Raw genomic sequence first — 19,268 nt, forward strand, 5'->3', positions numbered from 1 at the left:
CCGCGCCCGATCCCGTTGACCGCGGGGCCGGCGACCGCCATTGTCTCAAGCACTTGAGTCAATGGGGGAACGCGTGAGCCTGCTCGTCCTGCTGCCGCTCCTCGCCGGAGCGGCGACCGCCGCCGTGACCGGGCTGCTCCGCCGCACCCCGCCCAGCCACGAACTGGCGGTGGCGGCCGCCCGGCGACACGCGCGGCTCGGCTCCGCTGCCGCCCTGGTGGCCGGGCTGGCCGCCGCGCTGTGGGTGGGCACCACCCGTCTCGGGGACCCCTCGCCCGGCAGCCTGGGCGTCACCGCACTGCTGGTCCCGGTTGTGTGCGGGGTCGTCCACACCGCCGTGCTCGGCCTCACGGAGCTCACCTGGCCCCGGCCGGCCGGCTCCGTGCGCCGGGCCCGGTTGGAGCGCCGCGGCCTGCTCGACGCGGCGCCCCGGTGGCTGGTCCGCCTGGCCGGTGCCGCGGCGGGCGCGGCGGTGCTGACCGTCGTCGTCGGCGCCCTGACCGCGGCACCCGACGGCCGCAGCCTCCGGGTCGACGCCCCACCGGTGGAGGCCACGGCGGGCCCCTTCCCGGGGCTGGTCTACGGGCGGCCGGCCGCACTCGGCCTGGTGGCGCTGGCCGCCCTGACCGCCGCGACGCTGTGGGTCGTGGCCAACCGCCCGGCGGTGGCGACCGAGGACGCCCGGGCCGAGGCCGCCCTGCGGTCGGCCTCGGCGCACCGGGTGCTGCGCGTGGCCACCGCGACGACGCTGGTGGTCGCCGGCGGGCTGCTGGCCGCGGCCGGCAACGCGGTGTGGAGCGCGTCCACCGCGACCGGGCAGCAGGTGCTCGGCGTCCTGGGGACCGGGCTGGGCGGCTGCGGGTTCGCCGCCCTGCTGGCCGGGGCGGTGGTCGCCTGCGTCCGGGCGCCCGGCGTCCCGTCGGACCGGCCGGTGGCCGCCTGACCGCCGTGGCCCTGGACATCACGGTCGACGTCACGGCCGCGACGCCGCCGTACGAGCAGATCCGCCGCCAGATCGCCGCCTACGTCGACGCGGGGCTGCTCGCCGAGGGCGCCCGGCTGCCCACCATGCGCGCCCTCGCCGCCGACCTGGGGGTGGCGGTGGGCACGGTGGGGCGGGCCTACGCCGAGCTGGAGGCCGCCGGGCTGGTGGCCAGCCGGCGCCGCACGGGCACGGTCGTCACGGGCCGCTCGCCGGCGCCCGCGGAGGTGGAGCTGCGGCGCGCCGCAGCCGACCTCGCCGCCCGCGCCCGGGCGGCGGGCGTGGACGGCGAGACGGTGCTGGCCATCGTGCGGGCGGCCCTGCTCCGCGCCGGCTGAGCGGGGTCGCCCGGGCACGGGGACCGCTCCCGGACGACTCCGCGACCCTCAGCCGGGGATGTAGTTGAAGGTGTCCGGGTCCGGGCCGGTGCGCTCGCCGCGGTCGAGGCCGGTGATGGCGGCCATCGCGGACTCGTCGAGCTCGAAGTCGAACAGCGCGAAGTTCTCCTCGACCCGCGAGCGGGTCACCGACTTCGGGAAGACGACGTCCCCGCGCTGGATGTGCCAGCGCAGCACGACCTGGGCCGGCGTGCGGCCCAGCTGCTCGGCGATCGTGGTGATCGCCGGGTCGCCGAGCACCTTCCCCTGCGCGATCGGCGACCACGCCTCGGTCACGATCTCGTGGTCGGCGTCGAACGCGCGCAGCTCGTCCTGGGCGAGGTAGGGGTGCACCTCGATCTGGTTCACCGCCGGGCGGACCCCGGTCTCGGCGAACAGCCGGCGCAGGTGGGTGGCGGTGAAGTTGGAGACGCCGATCGCGCGGCACTGCCCGCCGGCGTAGATCTCCTCCATCGCCTTCCACGTCTCCACGTAGTCGACGTCGATGCCGGGCAGCGGCCAGTGGACGAGGAACAGGTCGAGGTGGTCGGTGTCCAGCTCGGCCAGGGTCCGGTCGAAGGCCCGCAGCGCGTCGTCGCGGCGGTGGGAGGCGTTGCTCAGCTTGCTGGTGATGAAGACGTCGTCCCGCTCGACGCCGGCGCGCTTGATGCCCTCCCCGACGCCCTTCTCGTTGCGGTACATCTCGGCGGTGTCGATGTGCCGGTAGCCGACCTCGAGTGCGGTGGCGACGGCCTCGGCGGTGTCCTCGGGCGGGACCTGGTAGACGCCGAACCCCAGCTGGGGGATCTCGACACCGTTGTTGAGCCGGATCGTGGGCACGGTTGCCACGGGTGCTCCTCTCGACGGATGGGGGCGCCGCGCGCGACCGGACGGCGCGCAGCCTGCCGGGACGAGGGCTACCCGGCGGCCTCGCGCTCAACCCGGCGGCTTCCACCATGTGGCAGCCCGGCCTCGACCCGGCGCAGGAACGGCGCCCCGCAGAGCGCGAGCAGCCCGGCCAGCGCGGCGGCGAGGGCGGGGACGGCGAACGCCGACTCCGCGCCCCAGGCGTCCACGGCCGCACCCGCCAGCGCCGACCCCGCGGTCACGCCCAGCGTCAGCCCGGTGATCGTCCAGGCCAGCGACTCGGTGAGGACGCCGGGCGCCACCCGCGACTCCACCAGCGACGTCCCCGAGACCAGCACGGGCGCGATGGTCAGCCCGGCCAGGAAGCCGCAGCCGATGAGCACCGGCAGCGAGCCCACGCCCCACAGCACCTGCGCGGCCAGCCCGAAGGCGACCGCCGTCCCGACGAAGCGGGCGGCGAGCGTGCCGGGCAGCCGCGCCAGGCCGTACACCAGGCCGGCGACGAGGCTGCCGCCGGCGAAGACGGCCAGCGCCGCGCCGGAGAGGGCCGGTGCCCCCTCGGCCTCGGCGAACCCGACGACGACGACGTCGATGGCGCCGAACACCGTGCCCACGGCCAGGTACGTGACGACGACGACCAGCAGCGTGGGCGTGAGCACCGACCGCCGCCGGACCGGCGCGGCCGTGTCGACCGGGTGGACCGGGGGTTCGGTGGCCCGCTGGGCGGCCAGCCACAGCCCGCCGACGACGCCGAACCCGACCCCGGTGAGGAAGCCGACCGGCGGGGCGATCAGCGTCGCCAGCAGCGTGACCAGCGGCGGCCCGAGCACGAAGACGACCTCGTCGGCCACCGCCTCGAACGCGTAGGCCGTCTGCCGGGACACCGGGTCGAGCACCGCCGACCACCGGGCACGCACCAGCGAGCCGACGTTCGGACCGCTGGCCCCGGCGAGAGCGGCGAGCAGGAACCAGCTCCACCGCGGGCCGCCGGCGACGACGGAGGCGACGAACGCGATCCCGGCGAGCAGGAAGGCGGCCATGGCCACGCGGAGCACCACGCCCTGGCCGCGGCGGTCCATGGCGCGGGCCCACTGGGGGCCGGCCAGGCCGTAGCTGAGCGCCAGCGTGCCGGAGACGGCGCCGGCCACGCCGTAGCTGCCGGTCTCCCCCTCCACGAGCAGCACGGCGCCGAGGCCGAGCATGGGCGCCGGGAGCCGGCCGACCCAGCCGGCGAGGGAGAAGGCCACCGAGCCGGGCACGGTGAACAGGCGGGCGTACGGACCGAAGACGGTGCGGGGTGACACGGGACTCTCGCGCTTCCTGGCCACGAGCGAGTGCGGGGCTGCCCGCCGGTCTCTCGGGTGGCCCGTTGACGGTAGCAACGACCCCCGACGCCGCGCCGCCGGTTTCCGAGGGCGGGCCCTGCGTGTCACCTCGGCACTGCATGAACGTTCATGCACTCTGTGTGAGCGACCGCACACGCGGGCGCACCACCGCCCGAAGGAGTCCCGTGTCCGCGACCTCGCGCCCGCGCCTGCTGTGCGCCCTGCTCCTCGCCCTCGCCGTCTCGGTCGCCCCCGGCACCGCCGCGGCCAAGGGCGGTGACGACGCGGCGTCCGCAGAGGACGGCGGCGGTGGGGCGACCGCCGCTGCGGGGGACTTCGCGGTCACCGTCAACGGCCGCACCACCGACCCCGCCGCCGGCCGGGAGGCGCGACTGCGCGACGTGACGCCCACCGGGCCGATCGCCGTCCAGGGCCGCCACGTCACCTTCACCATCGACCCGGCCACGCTGGGCGTCTACCGCTACACCCTCACCGGCGCCCCGGACCCGCAGCGCATGGTGACCGCCCCGACCGTCGTGTTCGCCTCGAAGGTGCCGCAGCTGTCCGCCGCCCAGCTGCGCGGCGTCCGCATCAGCGAGCTGCGGCTGCGCGACGGCGTGCTGGTCGCCGAGTTCGCCACCGCCGGCGGGAAGTTCAAGGTGCAGGCGAAGGACGCTCCGCAGGGCGGCATCTTCCAGATGGAGCAGGAGTTCGGCGGGCCCGTCGAGTACGTGCACACCCTCGGGCCCTCGCTGTTCTACTTCGTCAACGAGTTCACCGGGAAGGTGAACTTCGGCGACGGCGTCAGCGGCGACGCGACGCACCAGATGCTGCTCGGCAAGGACAGCCCCCAGGTGGCCACGAAGCTCTCCCAGGACGGGACGACGACCCGCTGGTCGGTGGCCTCCGGCGGCCGGATGGGCGGCGTGCTCGGTGAGGACGCGATCGAGCTGTCGGCGGGCGCGACCGACTGCACCAGCGACTGCCAGGCCCGCAACCGCATCCAGGGCTCGGTGCCGGTGCCGCCGGAGCCGGTGGCACCGACCCCGATCGGCTGACCCGCACCCACCCCGACGGGGGCGACCGGAGCACCGGTCGCCCCCGTCGCGCGTCCGGACGGCGGCGCGGGGTCGCCCTCCACCACTACATTCGGGGCGTGACCTCGACGAGCCCGCTGCCCGACCCGGTGCTGCGCCGTCCCGACCCGGTGCCCGGCACCGGCGGGTTGGTCGACCGGCACGGCCGGGTGGCCACCGACCTGCGGGTGTCCCTGACCGACCGCTGCAACCTGCGCTGCACGTACTGCATGCCGCCCGAGGGGCTGGACTGGCTGCCCAAGGTCGAGGTGCTGACCGACGACGAGGTCGCCCGGCTGGTCCGCATCGGCGTGGAGCAGCTCGGCATCCGCGAGGTGCGCTTCACCGGCGGCGAGCCCCTGCTGCGCCCCGGCCTGGTCGGCATCGTCGCCGCCGCGACCGCGCTGCGGCCGCGCCCGGAGGTCAGCCTCACGACGAACGCGATCGGTCTGTCCCGGGTGGCGCCGGCGCTGGCCGAGGCCGGGCTGGACCGGATCAACGTCAGCCTCGACACCCTCGACCGCGACCGCTTCAAGCAGCTCACCATGCGCGACCGGCTCGACGACGTGCTCGCCGGCCTCGCCGCCGCGCAGGCCGCCGGCCTCACCCCCGTCAAGGTCAACGCCGTGCTGCTGCACGGGATGAACGACGTGGACGCCGTCCCCCTGCTGGACTTCTGCCTGGAGCACGGCTACCAGCTGCGCTTCATCGAGCAGATGCCGCTGGACGCCCACCACGCCTGGACCCGCGGCCGCATGGTCACCGCCGAGGACATCCTGGAGCGGCTGTCGGCGGCGCACACCCTCACGCCGGACACCGAGGAGCGCGGCTCGGCGCCCGCCGAGCGGTGGCTGGTCGACGGCGGCCCCGCGACCGTCGGCGTCATCGCCTCGGTGACCCGCTCGTTCTGCGGCACCTGCGACCGGACCCGCCTCACCGCCGACGGACAGGTGCGCAACTGCCTGTTCGCCCGGGAGGAGTCCGACCTGCGCACCCCGATGCGGGCCGGCGCGACCGACGAGGAGCTGGCCGACCGCTGGCGGATCGCCACGCTGGGGAAGCTCCCCGGGCACGGCATCGACGACCCCAGCTTCCTGCAGCCCTCGCGTCCGATGTCGGCGATCGGCGGCTGAGCCATGAGCACCGCCACCGTCACCGTCCGCTACTTCGCCGGGGCCCGCGCGGCCGCCGGCGTGGACACCGAGACCCGCAGCGCCGGCACCCTCGAGGAGCTGGTCGGGCAGATCGTCGCCGCGCACGGCGAGCGGCTGGAGCGGGTGCTCACCGCCTGCAGTTTCCTGGTCGACGGAACGCAGACCCGGGACCGCGCGTTGGTCCTGGAACCCGGGGCGGTCATCGACGTGCTGCCCCCGTTCGCCGGAGGTTGATCCCCCCGCAGTGACGGCGCTGCCTCACCATCCCCCGTCCCCTGACCCACGCACCCCCCGATGACCGAGTGGCTGCTCGTCGGCGTCGGCGTGCTCCTCGTCCTCGCCTGCGCCGGGTTCGTCGCCTTCGAGTTCGCCCTGGTCACCGTCGACCGCGCGACGGTCGAGCGCGAGGCCGCGGCCGGCCGGCCCGGTGCCGGCGGCGTCCTGACCGCGATGCAGACGCTGTCGACCCAGCTCTCGGGCGCGCAGCTCGGCATCACGGTCACCAACCTGGCCATCGGCTTCGTCGCCGAGCCGTCGATCGCGGCGCTGCTGCAGGGCCCCCTGGCCTCCGTCGGGCTCTCCGGCGGCGCGGCGCGCTCGGTCTCCATCACGCTCGCCCTGGTGCTCGCCACCGCGCTGACGATGGTCTTCGGCGAGCTGGTGCCCAAGAACCTCGCCATCGCCGCGCCGCTGGGCGTGGCCAGGCGGGTCTCGGGCTTCCAGCGCGGCTTCACCCGGGCCACCGCGCTGCTCATCCGGCTGCTCAACGGTTGGGCCAACGGCATCCTGCGCCGGCTGTTCGGCGTCGAGCCGCAGGAGGAGCTGGCCGCGGCCCGCTCCCCGGAGGAGCTGACCTCGCTGGTCCGTCGCTCGCGCACCGTCGGCACGCTGCCGGCCGGGACGGCGACACTGCTCGAACGCGGGCTGGCCTTCGGTGAGCTGCGGGCCAGCGACGTGGCCACCCCGCGGATCCGGATGACCACCGTCGAGGTCGACGCCCCGGTCGCCGCCGTCCTCAGCACCGCCCGGGAGTCCGGGCACTCGCGGTTCCCCGTGGTCTCCGGGGCCGGCGCCGACGACGTCGTCGGGATGGTCCACGTGAAACACGCGCTCGCGGTGCCACGCGACCAGCGCGGCGCCGTCCCGGTGCAGCGGGTCATGGTGCCGCCGCGGTTCGTCCCGACCTCCCGGCAGCTCGACGACCTGCTGGTCGACCTGCGCCGCGGCGGGCTGCAGATGGCCGTCGTCGTCGACGAGTACGGCGGCACCGACGGTGTGGTCACCGTCGAGGACCTCGTCGAGGAGCTGGTCGGTGCGGTGTCCGACGAGCACGACGAGGAGGGCGAGCAGGACGTCGTCGACCGCGGCGACGGCACCTGGTCGGTGTCCGGGCTGCTGCGCCCCGACGAGGTCAGCGCCCTCACCGGCCTCGCCGTCCCGGCGGACCGGCACTACGAGACGATCGGCGGGCTCGTGCTGCACCAGCTGGGGCGCATCCCCGAGCCGGGCGACCGGGTGACCGCCGTCCGGCAGCTGCCTCCCGAGCTGGCCGCCCAGGCCGAGGGCCACCCCGGCGGCGTGTGGGTCGAGGTGGAGAGCCTCGACGGCACGCGCGTCGACCGCGCGCTGGTCGGCGCGCTCCCCACCGAGGAGGCCGGGGATGCCTGACTGGGCCGGCGTGGTGGTGGCGGTCGTCCTGCTGCTGGCCAACGCCTTCTTCGTCGGGGCCGAGTTCGCGCTCATCTCGGCGCGGCGCTCCTCGATCGAGCCGCTGGCCGAGGCCGGTTCCCGGCGGGCACGGACCACCCTGGCGGCGATGGAGCGGGTCTCGCTCATGATGGCCGGCGCGCAGCTGGGCATCACCGTCTGCTCGCTGGGCCTGGGTGCCATCGGCGAGCCGGCCGTGGCGCACCTGCTGGAGCCGGTGTTCGAGGCGCTCAGCGTGCCCGAGGCGCTGGTCCACCCGATCTCCTTCGTCATCGCGCTCACCGTCGTGGTCGCGCTGCACGTGGTGATCGGCGAGATGGTGCCCAAGAACCTGGCGCTGGCCGGTCCCGACCGCGCCGCGCTCGCGCTGGCCCCGCCCCTGTCGGCCGTGGTCACCGTGCTCAAGCCGGTGATCGTCGTCCTCAACGCCCTGGCCAACGGCGTCCTGCGGCTGCTGCGGGTCGAGCCCAAGGACGAGGTCACCAGCTCCTTCACCCGTGACGAGGTGGCCGGTCTGTTCGACCAGTCGCGCGCCGGCGGGCTGCTCGACAAACGGGGCCACGACCTGCTCACCGGTGCGCTGACGCTGGAGGACCGCGACACCCGGTCGGTGCTCATCCCCCGCGCCCAGCTCACCACCGTGCGCCCGGGCGACGGCGCGCCCGCCGTCGAGCGCGCCGCCGCCCGGACCGGCTTCTCCCGGTTCCCCGTGCTGCACGACGGCGAGCTCACCGGCTACGTGCACGTCAAGGACGTCCTGGTGGCCGACGGGGAACCCGACGTCCGGGTCGCCGACATCACCCGCCCGCTCCCCCGCGTGCCGGCCACCGGCGACCTGCGCACGACCCTGCAGACCATGCAGGCCGACGGCGCGCAGCTCGCCGCGGTGACGCAGGACGGGACGGTGTTGGGCGTCGTCGCGCTGGAGGACATCCTGGAGGAGCTGGTCGGCGAGATCCGCGACTCGGTGCACCGGTGACGCCACGCCCGGGACTGCTGCGCCGCAGGTCACGCCGCCGGACAATGGGGGCATGAGCATCTGGGGCAGGGCCAAGGCGAAGGCCGAGGAGCTCATCGGCCGCGCCGAGGAGGTCTACGGGGAGTCGCACGGCGACGCCGCGGCGAAGGCGGCCGGTGAGGCCCGGCGCCTGGAGGGCGAGGCGGAGGAGGAGGCCGAGCTCCGCGGCGACGCCGGCCGCCGTCCGCCGCAGGACGACGACGGGGTGCCCGCACGACACTGACCGGGGCCGGCCGACCAGGCGACGCCTGCACCTGCGGCCCGCTGGGACACTGGACGGCATGGTTCCAGAACCGGGTATCGCCGACGTGGCGCCCTGGGGCGACTTCGCAGCCGCCGCCGGCGGTGCCCTGCAGTTCCTGCACGAGCACCTCGGCTGGGACGTGTGGACGGTGACCCGGGTGGTCGACGACCGCCAGGTCGTCCTGCACGCCCATCCGGCGACGGCACTGCCTCCCGGGGCGTCCCTGCCGTGGGAGGAGAGCTTCTGCCGCCTCATGGTCTCCGGTGAGGCCCCGCGGGCGGCCACGGTGACCGCCGCCGTCCCCGAGTACGCCGCCCGCTCGATGGGGCCGGTGCACCGGGTGGCGGCCTACCTCGGCGTCCCCCTGGTCACCGCGGACGGCGAGCTGTTCGGCACCGTGTGCGCGGTGGGCTTCCGGGCCCGGCCGCGCAGCGCGAACCGGGACCTCCCGCTGGTGGAGCTGGTGGCACGGATGCTCAGCACCCTCATGGCCGCCGGGCTGACCCCTCCCGAACCGCCGCCGGGGCCGGACTTCTCACCGACCGCCAACTGACCGGCCGCCTCTTCCGGCGGCGGGGCAGCGGTGCCATCGTGGGACCCCCGCGCCCCGCGCGCTCCGACCCGGAGGCACGCATGCCCAGGTCCCCCTCCCCCACCCGCACGACGGTGCTCCTCGGCGCCGTCCTCGGCCTCCTCCTGGGCACCGGCGGCCCGGCCACCGCGGCGCCCGAGGACGACGTCATCGTCCTGCCCGGCGCCAGTTCCGCCGAGGGCATCGCGCAGGGCCGGGGCGCGACCTTCTACGCCGGCGACCTCTTCCGCGGCGACGTCTTCCGCGGGGACCTGCGGGAGCGGACGGCCGAGCTGTTCATCGACGCCCCCGACGGGCGCCTGGCCGTGGGCATGGACACCGATCCCCGGCACCGGCTGCTCGTCGTCGCCGGGGGCGCCACCGGCCAGGGCTACGTGTACGACACCCGGTCCGGCGAGACGGTGGCCACCTACCAGCTCGACGACCCGACGACGTCCTTCGTCAACGACGTCACCGTCACCCGCGACGGCGCCTGGTTCACCGACAGCCTGCAGGCCCAGCTCTACTTCGTGCCGCTGGAGGACGGCGAGCCCGGGGAGGCCCGCACCCTGGCCCTCAGCGGCCCGGCGGCCGACACCAGCGGGCAGTTCAACCTCAACGGGATCGTCGCCACGCGCTCCGGCGGGACGCTGGTGGTCGCCCACTCGGGCACGGGTGGGTTGTACACCGTCGACCCGGGCTCCGGCGCCAGCGCGGTGGTGGCCGGGGTCAGCGTGCCCGACGCCGACGGCCTCGTGCTCGACGGCCGCCGTCTCTGGGTGGTCCAGAACCCGGAGAACCGGGTGGTCGAGGTCCGGCTGAGCCAGGACCTGACCTCGGGGACCGTCCGGGAGGAGATCACCGACGAGCGCTTCCAGAGCCCGTCCACGGCGATCCGGTACGAGGGCGAGCTGGCCGTGGTCAACGCCAAGTTCGACACCGGCATCCCGCCGCGGGCCGACCAGTACGAGGTCGTCCTGGTCGACGACTGAGGGGACGCCCCTGCCCGGCGGGGGCCTAGGGACAGGCGACCCACTCCTCCTCGCCGTCGGTGAAGACCTGCCGCTTCCAGATGGGCAGCCGCTTCTTCACCTCGTCGACGAGCTCCGCGCAGGCGGTGAAGGCCTCACCGCGGTGGGAGGCGCTGACCGCGCAGGCCAGGGCGACGTCGCCGATGCCCAGCATCCCGATGCGGTGGGACACCGCCACGGCGTGCACCTCGGGCCGGGCGGCGAACTCCCCGGCGATCTCGGCGAGCAGCTCCTGCGCGGTCGGGTGACCCACGTACTCCAGCTCGGTCACCGAGCGGCCGCCGTCGTGGTCACGCACCACGCCGGCGAAGGAGACGACCGCGCCGGCCGCCTTGTCCGCGACGGCGTCCTCGTGCTCGGCGACCGACAGCGGCGTGTCCACGACCCGGGCGATCACGGCGCCGACGGTACCCCGCCGGGGGGCACGTCGAGGTCGGTCGGATCCGCCAGTCCGGTGCAGTCGACCTCGCTGACCCGGTGCGCGGCCAGGTAGCGGCGGGCGCCCTCGTCCCCGGTCGCCGACGCCGCGACGCCGGCCCAGTGCTCGCGCCCGAGGAGCACCGGGTGCCCGCGGACCCCGTCGTAGGTCGCCACGGCCAGCGCGTCCGGTGTGGCGTGCCCGGCGAGTCGCTCCAGGGCCACCGGCGTCATCCCGGGCATGTCCACGAGCAGGACCAGCGCGGCGTCGACCCGTCCCGGCCAGCCGCGCAGCCCCTCCAGCCCGGTGCGCAGGGACGACGCCATGCCGGTCTCCCAGTCGCGGTTGGCCAGCACGGTCGCCCCGTCGAGGTCCGCGGTGCGCCACACGTCGACCGCCCGGGCGCCGAGGACGACGAGCACCGGGTCGCACACCGCCCGCGCCGTCCGGACCGCCCGCTCGACCAGCAGGCTGCCCTCGTACTCGACCAGTGCCTTGGGCATCCCGTACCGACGGCCGCCCCCCGCGGCGAGGACCAGACCCGCGACTGCGCTCACGGGACCAGCGTCCCAGGGACGGCCTTCGTGGCCACGATGGCCGCCCGGGAACCGGCACAAGTGGCCACGATGGCCGCGTGGGAACCGGCACAAGTGGCCACGATGGCCACGTCAGCGGGCGTAGACGGCGACCTCGGAGGCCTTCACCGTGGCCCACACCGGCGCGCCGGGGGCGAGGCCGAGCTCGGCGAAGGCGGTCGCGGTGACGTCGGCGACCAGCGGCACCTCGCCGTCGAGCTCGCAGCGCACCGTCGCCCCGTGCGGGGTCGCCGAGACCAGGCGGGCCGGCCAGACGTTGCGGGGGCTGCCGTGCGGCGCGCTCAGGTAGAGCGCCACCGACTCGGGGCGGACGGCGACGAACACCGGCCCCGCGGTCTCCTCGGCCACCGCCACCGTGCCCCCGCCGTCCAGCCGCACCGACGTGCCGGCGCCGGTGCCCGGCAGCAGCGCCAGCCCGACCAGCCGGGCGACGTAGTCGGTGCGCGGGTGCCGGCTCACGTCGGCCGGCGTCCCGGCCTGCACGACGCGGCCCTCCTCGACGACGACCACCCGGTCGGCCAGCGCCATGGCGTCGACGGGGTCGTGGGTGACCAGGACGGTGCTGCCGCCGAACGCGCCCAGGTGCCGGCGCAGCTCGGCGCGGACGGTGAGCCGGGTGCGGGCGTCCAGCGCCGACAGCGGCTCGTCGAGCAGCAGGACGGCGGGGTCACCGACCAGCGCCCGGGCCAGCGCCGCCCGCTGGGCCTGCCCGCCGGAGAGCTGCCCGGGCCGCCGGTCGCCGAGGCCCTCGAGCCCCACCCGCGCCAGCCAGTCCCCGGCGGCGGCCCGGGCGGCGGCCTTCCGCACGCCGCGGGTGCGCAGGCCGAACGCGACGTTGTCGACGGCGGAGAGGTGCGGGAACAGCAGGTGGTCCTGGAAGACCATCCCCAGCCGGCGGTCGTGGGCGGGCACGTGCACCCCGGCGGCGACGTCGTCCCAGACCCGCGCGCCGTCGACGACGACGCGGCCGGAGTCCGGCGGCAGGAGGCCGGCGAGCACCCGCAGCAGGGTGGACTTGCCCGCCCCGTTGGGCCCGAGGACGGCGAGCACCTCCCCGTCGGCGACGTCGAGGTCGAGGTCGACGGTGAGCGCGCCCCGGGCCACGGTGAGGGCGGCCGCCAGGCTCATGACACGGCCCGGGACAGCCAGCGGTCACGGAGCAGGAGCAACGTGGCCAGCGAGACGACCAGCAGGACCAGCGAGAGGACGATCGCCGCGTCCGGGTCCCGCTGCAGCGCCAGGTAGACGGCCAGCGGCATCGTCTGCGTCGTCCCCGGGAAGTTGCCGGCGAAGGTGATCGTGGCGCCGAACTCGCCCAGCGCGCGGGCCCAGCACAGCACGGCGCCCGCGGCGATCCCCGGGGCGACCAGCGGGAGGGTGACCCGCCGGAACGTCGTCCACCGGTCGGCGCCGAGGGTGGCCGCGGCGTCCTCGAAGCGGGCGTCGGCGGCGCGCAGCGCCCCCTCGACGCTGATGACGAGGAACGGCATCGCCACGAACGTCTCGGCGATCACGACCGCCGTGGTGGTGAACGGGATCGTGACGTCGAAGGCCTGGTCCAGCCAGCGGCCGACGATGCCCTGCCGGCCCAGGACGAGGAACAGTGCCACGCCGCCGACCACCGGCGGCAGCACCAGCGGCACGGTGACCAGGGCCCGGAGCACCGACCGCCCGCGGATGCGCGAGCGGGCGAGCACCCAGGCCAGCGGCACGCCGAGCAGCAGCGAGACGGCGGTGGCCAGCGTCGCCGAGACCAGGCTCAGCCGCAGTGCCTCCCCGACGGCGGGCTGGGCAAGCTGGCCGGGGAGGTCCCCCCAGGGCGTCCGGACGACCAGGCCGGCCAGCGGCAGGACGAGGAAGGCGACCGCCAGCAGCGCCGGTACCAGCAGTGGCGCCGGCACGCTCCCGGCGCGGTCCCGTCGGCGGCTCAACCGGCCGCCGGGCGGAAGCCGGCGTCGGCCAGCGCCCGCTGCCCCTCCTCGGACCGGACGAGGTCGACGAAGGCGGCCGCCGCTGCGGGGTTGGGGGCGTCGGCCAGCATCGCGATCGGGTAGTCGTTGACCGCGTCCCCGGCCTCGGGGAAGTCCAGGCCCTCCACGGCGTCCCCGGCCGCGGTGACGTCGGTGGTGTAGACCAGCGCGGCGTCCACCTCCCCCAGCTCGACCTTGGTCAGGGCCGCCCGCACGTCCTCCTCCAGGGTGTCCGGCACCGCCGTGACGCCGGCGGCGGCGAGGACGTCCTCGGCGGCCGCGCCGCAGGGCACCTCCGGCGCGCAGACCGCCAGGGTGAGGTCCTCCCGCCCGAAGTCGGCCAGCCCGGTCACCCCGGCGGGGTTGCCCTCGGGCACGGCGATCTGGAGGACGTTGGCGGCGAACACCGTCGGGTCCTCGGCCGGCAGCCCGGCGTCGGTCACCACCGTCATCTGCGCCTCGTTGGCCGATGCGAAGACGTCGGCCGGCGCCCCCTGGGTGAGCTGGGTGGCCAGGGCCGAGCTGCCGGCGAAGTTGAACCGGACGTCGAGGTCGGGGGCGTCCTGCTCCAGCCGGTCGCCGAGCTCGGTGAAGACGTCGGTGAGGGAGGCCGCGGCGAAGACGGTCAGGGTGCCGCTGAGCCCGGCCCCCGACGGGCTGGGGGTGTCCCCGGCCGCGCCGCCCGCCGTCCCGCCGCAGCCGGCGAGGGTCAGCGCGGCGACCGCCAGGACGATGGGTGTCCGCACCCGCGGGACAATAGCGCGCATCTGCCCCGGGGATGCGGATCGCCGGTGCGCGACCCCTCCGAGGATGCGGGGACTCAGGGGACGTCGACGCTGACCTGGGTGGCCTTGACCGTGGCCACCGCCCGGACGCCGACCTCCAGGCCCAGCTCGTCGGCGGCCTCCCGTGACATGAGGGAGACCACCCGGAACGGGCCGGCCTGGATCTCCACCTGCGCCATCACGGTGTCGCGGACCACGCGGGTGACGATGCCGGTGAGCCGGTTGCGGGCCGACGAGCCGCGCGTCGCGCCCGGCTCGGGCGCCTCGTGCAGCCCGGCGGCGACCCGGGCGAGGTCCGCGCCGGCGACCTGCGCCGGGCCACCGCCCTGGCGGCGGGCCGGCAGCCGGCCGCTGTCGATCCAGCGGCGCACGGTGTCGTCGCTCACCCCGAGCAGCGCGGCGGCCTCGGAGATGCGGTAGGAGGCGGCCACGGCGGGACACTAACCCGTCGCCCGGGCGCCGGCCGACGGTCGCGGCCACCGCGCAGACCACACCGGCGGCCGGTTTGCCGATCTCGCGGCGCGGGGAGGGGTGGCCGGTGCCCCGCACCGATGAGACCAACCCCGCCGGGGCATCCGCCTCCGTCCGCACCCGCCGCATCCGCGAGGTCGCCCGGGACCTGCTCGGCTTCGAGGAGTTCCGGCCGGGCCAGGAGGAGGCGATGAAGTCCGTCGTCTCCGGCCGGGACACCCTCGCGGTGCTGCCGTCGGGAGCCGGGAAGTCCGCCGTCTACCAGGTCGCCGGGCAGCTGACCGACGGCCCGGTGCTCGTCGTCTCCCCGCTGATCGCCCTGCAGCGCGACCAGGTCGACCGGCTCGACGAGCTCGACGGCCTCGACGGGCAGGCCGCCCAGCTGAACTCCGCGCTCAGTGCTGCCGACCAGCGCGCCGCCCTGGAGGGCCTGGCGGACGGAACGGTCCGCTACCTGTTCCTCGCGCCCGAGCAGCTGAGCAAGCCCGAGGTCGTCGAGGCGATCGGGCAGGCCTCCCCGGCGCTGTTCGTCGTCGACGAGGCGCACTGCGTGTCGGCCTGGGGGCACGACTTCCGCCCCGACTACCTGCGGCTCGGTGCGGTCGTCGAGCAGCTGGGCCACCCGACCGTGCTGGCGCTGACCGCGACCGCCGCCCCGCCGGTGCGCGCCGAGATCGTCGAGCGCCTGGAGATGCGCGACGCCCGGGTCGTCGTCGCGGGCTTCGACCGCCCGGAGATCCGGCTGGAGGTCGAGCAGCACGCCGACGCCCACGGCAAGCAGCAGGCGGTGCTCGACCGGGTGCTCGCCGAGGTGGGCGAGGGGCACGTGCCGGGCATCGTCTACAGCGCCACCCGCAAGGGCACCGAGGAGCTGGCCGCCGAGCTCACCGACCGCGGCCTGCGCGCCCGCGCCTACCACGCGGGGCTGAGGAAGGCCGACCGCGAGGACGCGCAGCGGGCGTTCATGGACGACGAGCTGGACGTCGTCGTCGCCACGACGGCGTTCGGCATGGGCATCGACAAGCCCGACACCCGCTTCGTCGTCCACGCCGAGCCGGCGGACTCCGTCGACAGCTACTACCAGGAGATCGGCCGCGCCGGGCGGGACGGCGAGCCGGCGCTGGCGGTGCTGGTCTACCGGCAGGAGGACCTCGGGCTGCGCAAGTTCTTCGCCGCCGGCGTCCCGGCCGAGGAGGAGCTGCAGCAGGTGGCCGGGCTCGTGACGGGCGCGGAGGCCGCCGGGCTGGAGGACGGCGTCGACGTCCGGCAGCTGCGCGAGGAGACCGGCCGGGGCGCCACCCCGCTGGCCCGCGACCTCAACCTGCTCGAGCAGGTGTCGGCGGTCGTCCTCGACGAGGAGGGCGCCGCGCACCCGGCCGAGGGGGCGCCCAGCCCCGGCGAGGCGGCCGCCGCCGCCCGCGAGCTCGCCGAGCACCACGAGCGGGTCGACCAGAGCCGCGTCGAGATGATGCGCGGCTACGCCGAGACCACCGAGTGCCGGCGGCAGTTCCTCCTCGGCTACTTCGGCGAGCAGCTGGAGGAGCCCTGCGGCAACTGCGACAACTGCTCGGCCGGGCTGTCCCAGCAGCAGCCGGGTGCCGACGACGGCGACACCCCGTTCCCCGCCCAGACGCCGGTCCAGCACGCCGAGTGGGGGCCGGGCGTGGTCATGCGGGTGGAGGAGGACCGGGTCGTCGTCCTGTTCGAGGAGGTCGGGTACAAGACCCTCGGGCTGGCCGCGGTCCTCGACAACGACCTCCTCAGCCGGCGCGAGTGACGCCCGCTCCTCCCGTCGAGATCGCGTGGTCTCGCACGCCTGGCGCCCTGGAACCGTCGAGTTCGCACGATCTCGACGAGCCACGAACGGACGACGCCGGGCCGCTCGCGCTGCGGACCAAGGTCATCGGCTCGATGATCACAACGGAGACCGGGCGGACCAGCCCGGCGAGAGGAGTACACGGGTGAAGGTCCTCGGCATCAACGCCATCTACCACGACCCGGCGGCGGCCCTGGTCATCGACGGCAGGGTCGTGGCCGCGGCCGAGGAGGAGCGCTTCAGCCGGCGCAAGCACGGGAAGCGGCCGCTGCCGTGGAGCGCGTGGGAGCTGCCGGAGCTGTCCGCGGCCTGGTGCCTGGCCGAGGCCGGCATCCGCCCCGAGGAGCTCGACGCCGTCGCCTACTCCTTCGACCCCGCGCTGATGGGGACGCCGGAGGAGTCGGGGCTGTTCGACGGCGGCGACGTCATGCGCAAGAAGTACGCCGAGATGGCGCCGGAGTTCCTGGCCCACGCCCTGCCGGGTCTGGACCCGGCGAAGGTCCGCTTCGTCAAGCACCACGTCGCCCACGCGGCCTCCGCCGGGCTGGCCGCGCCGCAGCGGGACAACTCGGTGCTGGTGCTCGACGGCCGCGGCGAGGCGCACAGCCACCTGGCCGGCCGGTACGTCGACGGCACGCTGGAGGTCCTCGCCGGCCAGGCGCTGCCGCACTCGCTGGGCCTGATGTACGAGGAGCTCACCGACCACCTGGGCTTCCTGCGCAGCTCCGACGAGTTCAAGGTCATGGCGATGGCCTCCTACGGCAAGCCGCGGTTCGTCGGCGAGCTCTCCGAGCTGATCCGGGCCACCGACGACGGCGGCTTCCGCACGGAGCGGATCGACTTCTCCGAGTTCGCGCCGCGGCTGGGCAAGGGCGACCAGTGGACCGAGGACCACGCCGACCTCGCGGCCAGCGTCCAGCAGCGCCTGGAGGAGGTGCTGGTCGACCTGGCCCGCTGGGTCCACGAGCAGACCGGCGACAGGGTCCTCACCCTGGCCGGCGGCACCGCGCTCAACTGCGTGGCCAACACCCGCATCCTCGCCGAGAGCCCGTTCGAGGAGGTGTGGGTGCAGCCGGCCGCCGGCGACGCCGGGACGGCCCTGGGCAGCGCCCTGCACGTGGCCCGGGAGCTCGGCGAGCAGACCGAGCCGATGCCGGGCGCGGCGCTGGGCCGCGGCTGGAGCGACGACGAGATCGAGCAGTGGCTGCAGACCGCCGCCATCGACTACGAGCGGCCCGACGACGTCGCCGAGGCCGTCGCCGAGGTCCTCGCCGACAACGGGATCGTGGCCTGGTTCCAGGGGCGCAGCGAGTACGGCCCGCGGGCACTGGGTCACCGCTCGCTGCTCGCCCACCCCGGCCACGAGGCCAACCTCGAGCGGATGAACGACGTCAAGGGCCGCGAGCAGTTCCGCCCGGTGGCGCCGATGGTCCTGCTGGAGCGGGCGCCGGAGATCTTCAGCCGGGGGCCGATCCCCTCGCCCTACATGCTCTTCGTCCACGACGTCGCGCCGGAGTGGCGGGACCGCATCCCGACGGTCACCCACGTCGACGGGACGGCGCGGATCCAGACGATCGACGCCGCGACCGAGCCCCTGGTGCACCGCATGATCTCGGCGTTCGAGCGGCGCACCGGGCTGCCGGTGGTGGTCAACACCAGCCTGAACACCGCCGGGCGGCCGATGGTGGACGACCCGCGCGACGCCCTGGAGTGCTTCGGTTCGGCGCCGGTGGACCTGCTGGCCATCGGCCCGTTCGTCGTCCGCCGTCCGAGGCCCACCCGCCGCTGACCGCGGGTAGGTGACGTTTCAGCAACAGTCGTCGCCGAGAGCGCGGAACACCGTTCCACACCCTCGGACCTGGGTAGTCGGGATGCGGGCCGTCCAGCACAGGGCGGTCCGCGTCTCCCTGGGAGGACCACCATGTCCGCACGGTCGAACGACACCGGTGCCGGCCGGGGGGCCATGACCTGGCCCCAGATGCTGGCGTTGGCCTTCGGCGCCGTCTACCTGCTGGTCGGCATCATCGGTTTCTTCATCACCGGCTTCGAGAACTTCTTCGGCAACGAGGCCGGCACACCACACCACGTCGACGCGAACCTGCTCGGCTTCATGATCAACCCGATGCACAACGTCGTGCACATCCTGATCGGTGTGGCCGGGCTCGTCCTCGCCCGCACGCTCAGCGGCGCCCGCACCTACGGCTGGCTGCTCGCAGTCGGCTACGGGGCCGCGTTCCTGTACGGCCTGTTCGCCGTCGGCAAGGAGTGGGACTTCCTGAACCTCAACTGGGCCGACAACATCCTGCACCTCGTGACCGCGATCGTGGGCCTGGTCATCGCCCTGGGCCCGGTGCGCTCCGCCGTCAGCGGTCGCACCAGCCGCGTCTGAGCGGTCCGGCACACCACCCGGAGGCCGGGTCCCCGCGGGGGCCCGGCCTCCGGCGCGTCCGGGGGCGGCACCACCGAAGGTCCCTGCCGGCACGATGACCTCGGCCACTCGACCCCGGCCCGGCCCGGTCGCCCACTGGTCGGTGCACCACTGCCCCGTCCCGCAGGGAACCGCCGTGGACGACGACCCCGTACTGCGCGCGCTGGGCGAGGACCTGGCCCGCGACGACCCCCGTCTGGCCGCCCTGCTCGGCGCCGGCCCGCAGCCGCGCCCACGACACCCGCTGAGGGGTACCGGGTTCCTCCTGCTGCTGGTCGCCGCGATGGGTGTCGGCGTGGCGGCGCCGCTGCTCGTGGGCCTGCCCGCGATCGGCGTCATCGGCATCGCGCTGGTCCTGGCCGCCCCGGTCCTGGTGGCGCGGTGGGCCGCCGGCCCGCCGTCCGACGAGCCGTCCTGACCCCACCCGGGCCC

At 75.4% G+C, this 19,268-nt stretch carries 22 protein-coding genes and 1 pseudogene; 14 read left to right on the forward strand and 9 right to left on the reverse strand.

Annotated elements, in window-relative coordinates; translation table 11 throughout:
* The first annotated feature begins 73 nt into the window (after positions 1-73).
* Positions 74-943: a hypothetical protein gene (locus ACI79E_RS15435; RefSeq protein ID WP_456933443.1), complete on the forward strand. Its 870-nt coding sequence runs from the start codon at positions 74-76 to the stop codon at positions 941-943.
* Positions 944-948: 5 nt separating this feature from the next.
* A complete protein-coding gene (locus ACI79E_RS15440; RefSeq protein WP_456933444.1) occupies positions 949-1,320 on the forward strand; it encodes a GntR family transcriptional regulator in 372 nt (123 codons plus the stop codon).
* Between the two features lie 48 nt (positions 1,321-1,368).
* On the opposite strand, the gene ACI79E_RS15445 is transcribed toward ACI79E_RS15440, so the two are convergent.
* Positions 1,369-2,208: an aldo/keto reductase gene (locus tag ACI79E_RS15445; protein ID WP_456933445.1), complete on the reverse strand. Its 840-nt coding sequence runs from the start codon at positions 2,206-2,208 to the stop codon at positions 1,369-1,371.
* A 68-nt stretch (positions 2,209-2,276) separates the two neighbouring features.
* Positions 2,277-3,530 (reverse strand): MFS transporter, encoded by a 1,254-nt coding sequence (locus tag ACI79E_RS15450; protein WP_456933446.1) that lies wholly within the window; start codon positions 3,528-3,530, stop codon positions 2,277-2,279.
* A gap of 206 nt (positions 3,531-3,736) precedes the next feature.
* On the opposite strand from ACI79E_RS15450, the gene ACI79E_RS15455 reads away from it, so the two are divergent.
* The 8 genes from ACI79E_RS15455 to ACI79E_RS15490 all read left to right on the forward strand — a co-directional run bounded on the left by ACI79E_RS15455 (position 3,737) and on the right by ACI79E_RS15490 (position 10,313).
* Positions 3,737-4,609 (forward strand): hypothetical protein, encoded by an 873-nt coding sequence (locus tag ACI79E_RS15455; RefSeq protein ID WP_456933447.1) that lies wholly within the window; start codon positions 3,737-3,739, stop codon positions 4,607-4,609.
* 98 nt (positions 4,610-4,707) lie between these two features.
* Complete coding sequence (gene moaA / locus ACI79E_RS15460) at positions 4,708-5,760, forward strand: GTP 3',8-cyclase MoaA (protein ID WP_456933448.1); 1,053 nt, start codon at positions 4,708-4,710, stop codon at positions 5,758-5,760.
* Between the two features lie 3 nt (positions 5,761-5,763).
* Positions 5,764-6,015: a MoaD/ThiS family protein gene (locus ACI79E_RS15465; protein WP_456933449.1), complete on the forward strand. Its 252-nt coding sequence runs from the start codon at positions 5,764-5,766 to the stop codon at positions 6,013-6,015.
* 60 nt (positions 6,016-6,075) lie between these two features.
* Complete coding sequence (locus tag ACI79E_RS15470) at positions 6,076-7,449, forward strand: hemolysin family protein (RefSeq protein WP_456933450.1); 1,374 nt, start codon at positions 6,076-6,078, stop codon at positions 7,447-7,449.
* Complete coding sequence (locus ACI79E_RS15475; protein ID WP_456933451.1) at positions 7,442-8,467, forward strand: hemolysin family protein; 1,026 nt, start codon at positions 7,442-7,444, stop codon at positions 8,465-8,467. The genes ACI79E_RS15470 and ACI79E_RS15475 overlap by 8 nt, the downstream gene beginning before the upstream one ends.
* 52 nt (positions 8,468-8,519) lie before the next feature.
* Positions 8,520-8,729, forward strand: coding sequence for a hypothetical protein (locus tag ACI79E_RS15480; RefSeq protein ID WP_456933452.1), 210 nt, complete (start codon positions 8,520-8,522; stop codon positions 8,727-8,729).
* A gap of 58 nt (positions 8,730-8,787) precedes the next feature.
* Positions 8,788-9,303, forward strand: a complete 516-nt coding sequence (locus tag ACI79E_RS15485) for a GAF domain-containing protein (protein WP_456933453.1) — start codon at positions 8,788-8,790, stop codon at positions 9,301-9,303.
* Positions 9,304-9,383: 80 nt separating this feature from the next.
* Positions 9,384-10,313, forward strand: coding sequence for an SMP-30/gluconolactonase/LRE family protein (locus ACI79E_RS15490; protein ID WP_456933454.1), 930 nt, complete (start codon positions 9,384-9,386; stop codon positions 10,311-10,313).
* A gap of 25 nt (positions 10,314-10,338) precedes the next feature.
* Here the strand turns inward: ACI79E_RS15490 and ACI79E_RS15495 are convergent, their stop codons facing one another.
* From ACI79E_RS15495 to ACI79E_RS15525, 7 genes and pseudogenes are all read right to left on the reverse strand, one after another.
* Positions 10,339-10,749, reverse strand: coding sequence for a molybdenum cofactor biosynthesis protein MoaE (locus tag ACI79E_RS15495; RefSeq protein ID WP_456933455.1), 411 nt, complete (start codon positions 10,747-10,749; stop codon positions 10,339-10,341).
* Positions 10,746-11,327 (reverse strand): nucleotidyltransferase family protein, encoded by a 582-nt coding sequence (locus ACI79E_RS15500; RefSeq protein WP_456933456.1) that lies wholly within the window; start codon positions 11,325-11,327, stop codon positions 10,746-10,748. The genes ACI79E_RS15495 and ACI79E_RS15500 overlap by 4 nt, the downstream gene beginning before the upstream one ends.
* Before the next feature lie 111 nt (positions 11,328-11,438).
* The gene (locus ACI79E_RS15505) at positions 11,439-11,894 is read right to left on the reverse strand and encodes a TOBE domain-containing protein (RefSeq protein WP_456933504.1); all 456 of its coding nucleotides are present in this window, start codon (positions 11,892-11,894) and stop codon (positions 11,439-11,441) included.
* A 120-nt stretch (positions 11,895-12,014) separates the two neighbouring features.
* Positions 12,015-12,482 (reverse strand): annotated as a pseudogene (locus tag ACI79E_RS15510) (ATP-binding cassette domain-containing protein); the annotation flags it as partial.
* 8 nt (positions 12,483-12,490) lie between these two features.
* Complete coding sequence (gene modB, locus ACI79E_RS15515; RefSeq protein ID WP_456933457.1) at positions 12,491-13,267, reverse strand: molybdate ABC transporter permease subunit; 777 nt, start codon at positions 13,265-13,267, stop codon at positions 12,491-12,493.
* 26 nt (positions 13,268-13,293) lie between these two features.
* Positions 13,294-14,082: a molybdate ABC transporter substrate-binding protein gene (modA, locus tag ACI79E_RS15520; RefSeq protein WP_456933458.1), complete on the reverse strand. Its 789-nt coding sequence runs from the start codon at positions 14,080-14,082 to the stop codon at positions 13,294-13,296.
* 74 nt (positions 14,083-14,156) lie between these two features.
* Entirely contained in the window at positions 14,157-14,552 is a 396-nt protein-coding gene (locus ACI79E_RS15525; RefSeq protein ID WP_456933459.1) for a TOBE domain-containing protein, read from the reverse strand.
* Positions 14,553-14,659: 107 nt separating this feature from the next.
* Between ACI79E_RS15525 and ACI79E_RS15530 the strand changes: the two genes are divergently transcribed.
* The 4 genes from ACI79E_RS15530 (at position 14,660) to ACI79E_RS15545 (ending at position 19,254) form a co-directional block, all read left to right on the forward strand.
* Positions 14,660-16,369, forward strand: coding sequence for a RecQ family ATP-dependent DNA helicase (locus ACI79E_RS15530; protein ID WP_456933460.1), 1,710 nt, complete (start codon positions 14,660-14,662; stop codon positions 16,367-16,369).
* A gap of 184 nt (positions 16,370-16,553) precedes the next feature.
* A complete protein-coding gene (locus ACI79E_RS15535; protein ID WP_456933461.1) occupies positions 16,554-18,197 on the forward strand; it encodes a carbamoyltransferase family protein in 1,644 nt (547 codons plus the stop codon).
* A 132-nt stretch (positions 18,198-18,329) separates the two neighbouring features.
* Positions 18,330-18,797, forward strand: coding sequence for a DUF4383 domain-containing protein (locus ACI79E_RS15540; protein WP_456933462.1), 468 nt, complete (start codon positions 18,330-18,332; stop codon positions 18,795-18,797).
* 175 nt (positions 18,798-18,972) lie between these two features.
* Positions 18,973-19,254 carry a DUF3040 domain-containing protein gene (locus ACI79E_RS15545; protein ID WP_456933463.1) on the forward strand — a complete coding sequence of 94 codons (282 nt, stop codon included), beginning with the start codon at positions 18,973-18,975 and terminating at the stop codon, positions 19,252-19,254.
* Positions 19,255-19,268: the final 14 nt, after the last annotated feature.

The organism is Geodermatophilus sp. SYSU D00079 (genome assembly GCF_054050635.1).

What these genes read in the sequence shown, in the direction of transcription:
- ACI79E_RS15490 (WP_456933454.1), top strand. Translation starts at nt 9,384, where the DNA reads ATGCCCAGGTCCCCCTCCCCCACCCGCACGACGGTGCTCCTCGGCGCC.
- ACI79E_RS15465 (WP_456933449.1), top strand. Translation starts at nt 5,764, where the DNA reads ATGAGCACCGCCACCGTCACCGTCCGCTACTTCGCCGGGGCCCGCGCG.
- ACI79E_RS15505 (WP_456933504.1), bottom strand. Translation starts at nt 11,894, where the DNA reads ATGGCGCTGGCCGACCGGGTGGTCGTCGTCGAGGAGGGCCGCGTCGTG.
- ACI79E_RS15485 (WP_456933453.1), top strand. Translation starts at nt 8,788, where the DNA reads ATGGTTCCAGAACCGGGTATCGCCGACGTGGCGCCCTGGGGCGACTTC.
- ACI79E_RS15540 (WP_456933462.1), top strand. Translation starts at nt 18,330, where the DNA reads ATGTCCGCACGGTCGAACGACACCGGTGCCGGCCGGGGGGCCATGACC.
- ACI79E_RS15475 (WP_456933451.1), top strand. Translation starts at nt 7,442, where the DNA reads ATGCCTGACTGGGCCGGCGTGGTGGTGGCGGTCGTCCTGCTGCTGGCC.
- ACI79E_RS15470 (WP_456933450.1), top strand. Translation starts at nt 6,076, where the DNA reads ATGACCGAGTGGCTGCTCGTCGGCGTCGGCGTGCTCCTCGTCCTCGCC.
- ACI79E_RS15480 (WP_456933452.1), top strand. Translation starts at nt 8,520, where the DNA reads ATGAGCATCTGGGGCAGGGCCAAGGCGAAGGCCGAGGAGCTCATCGGC.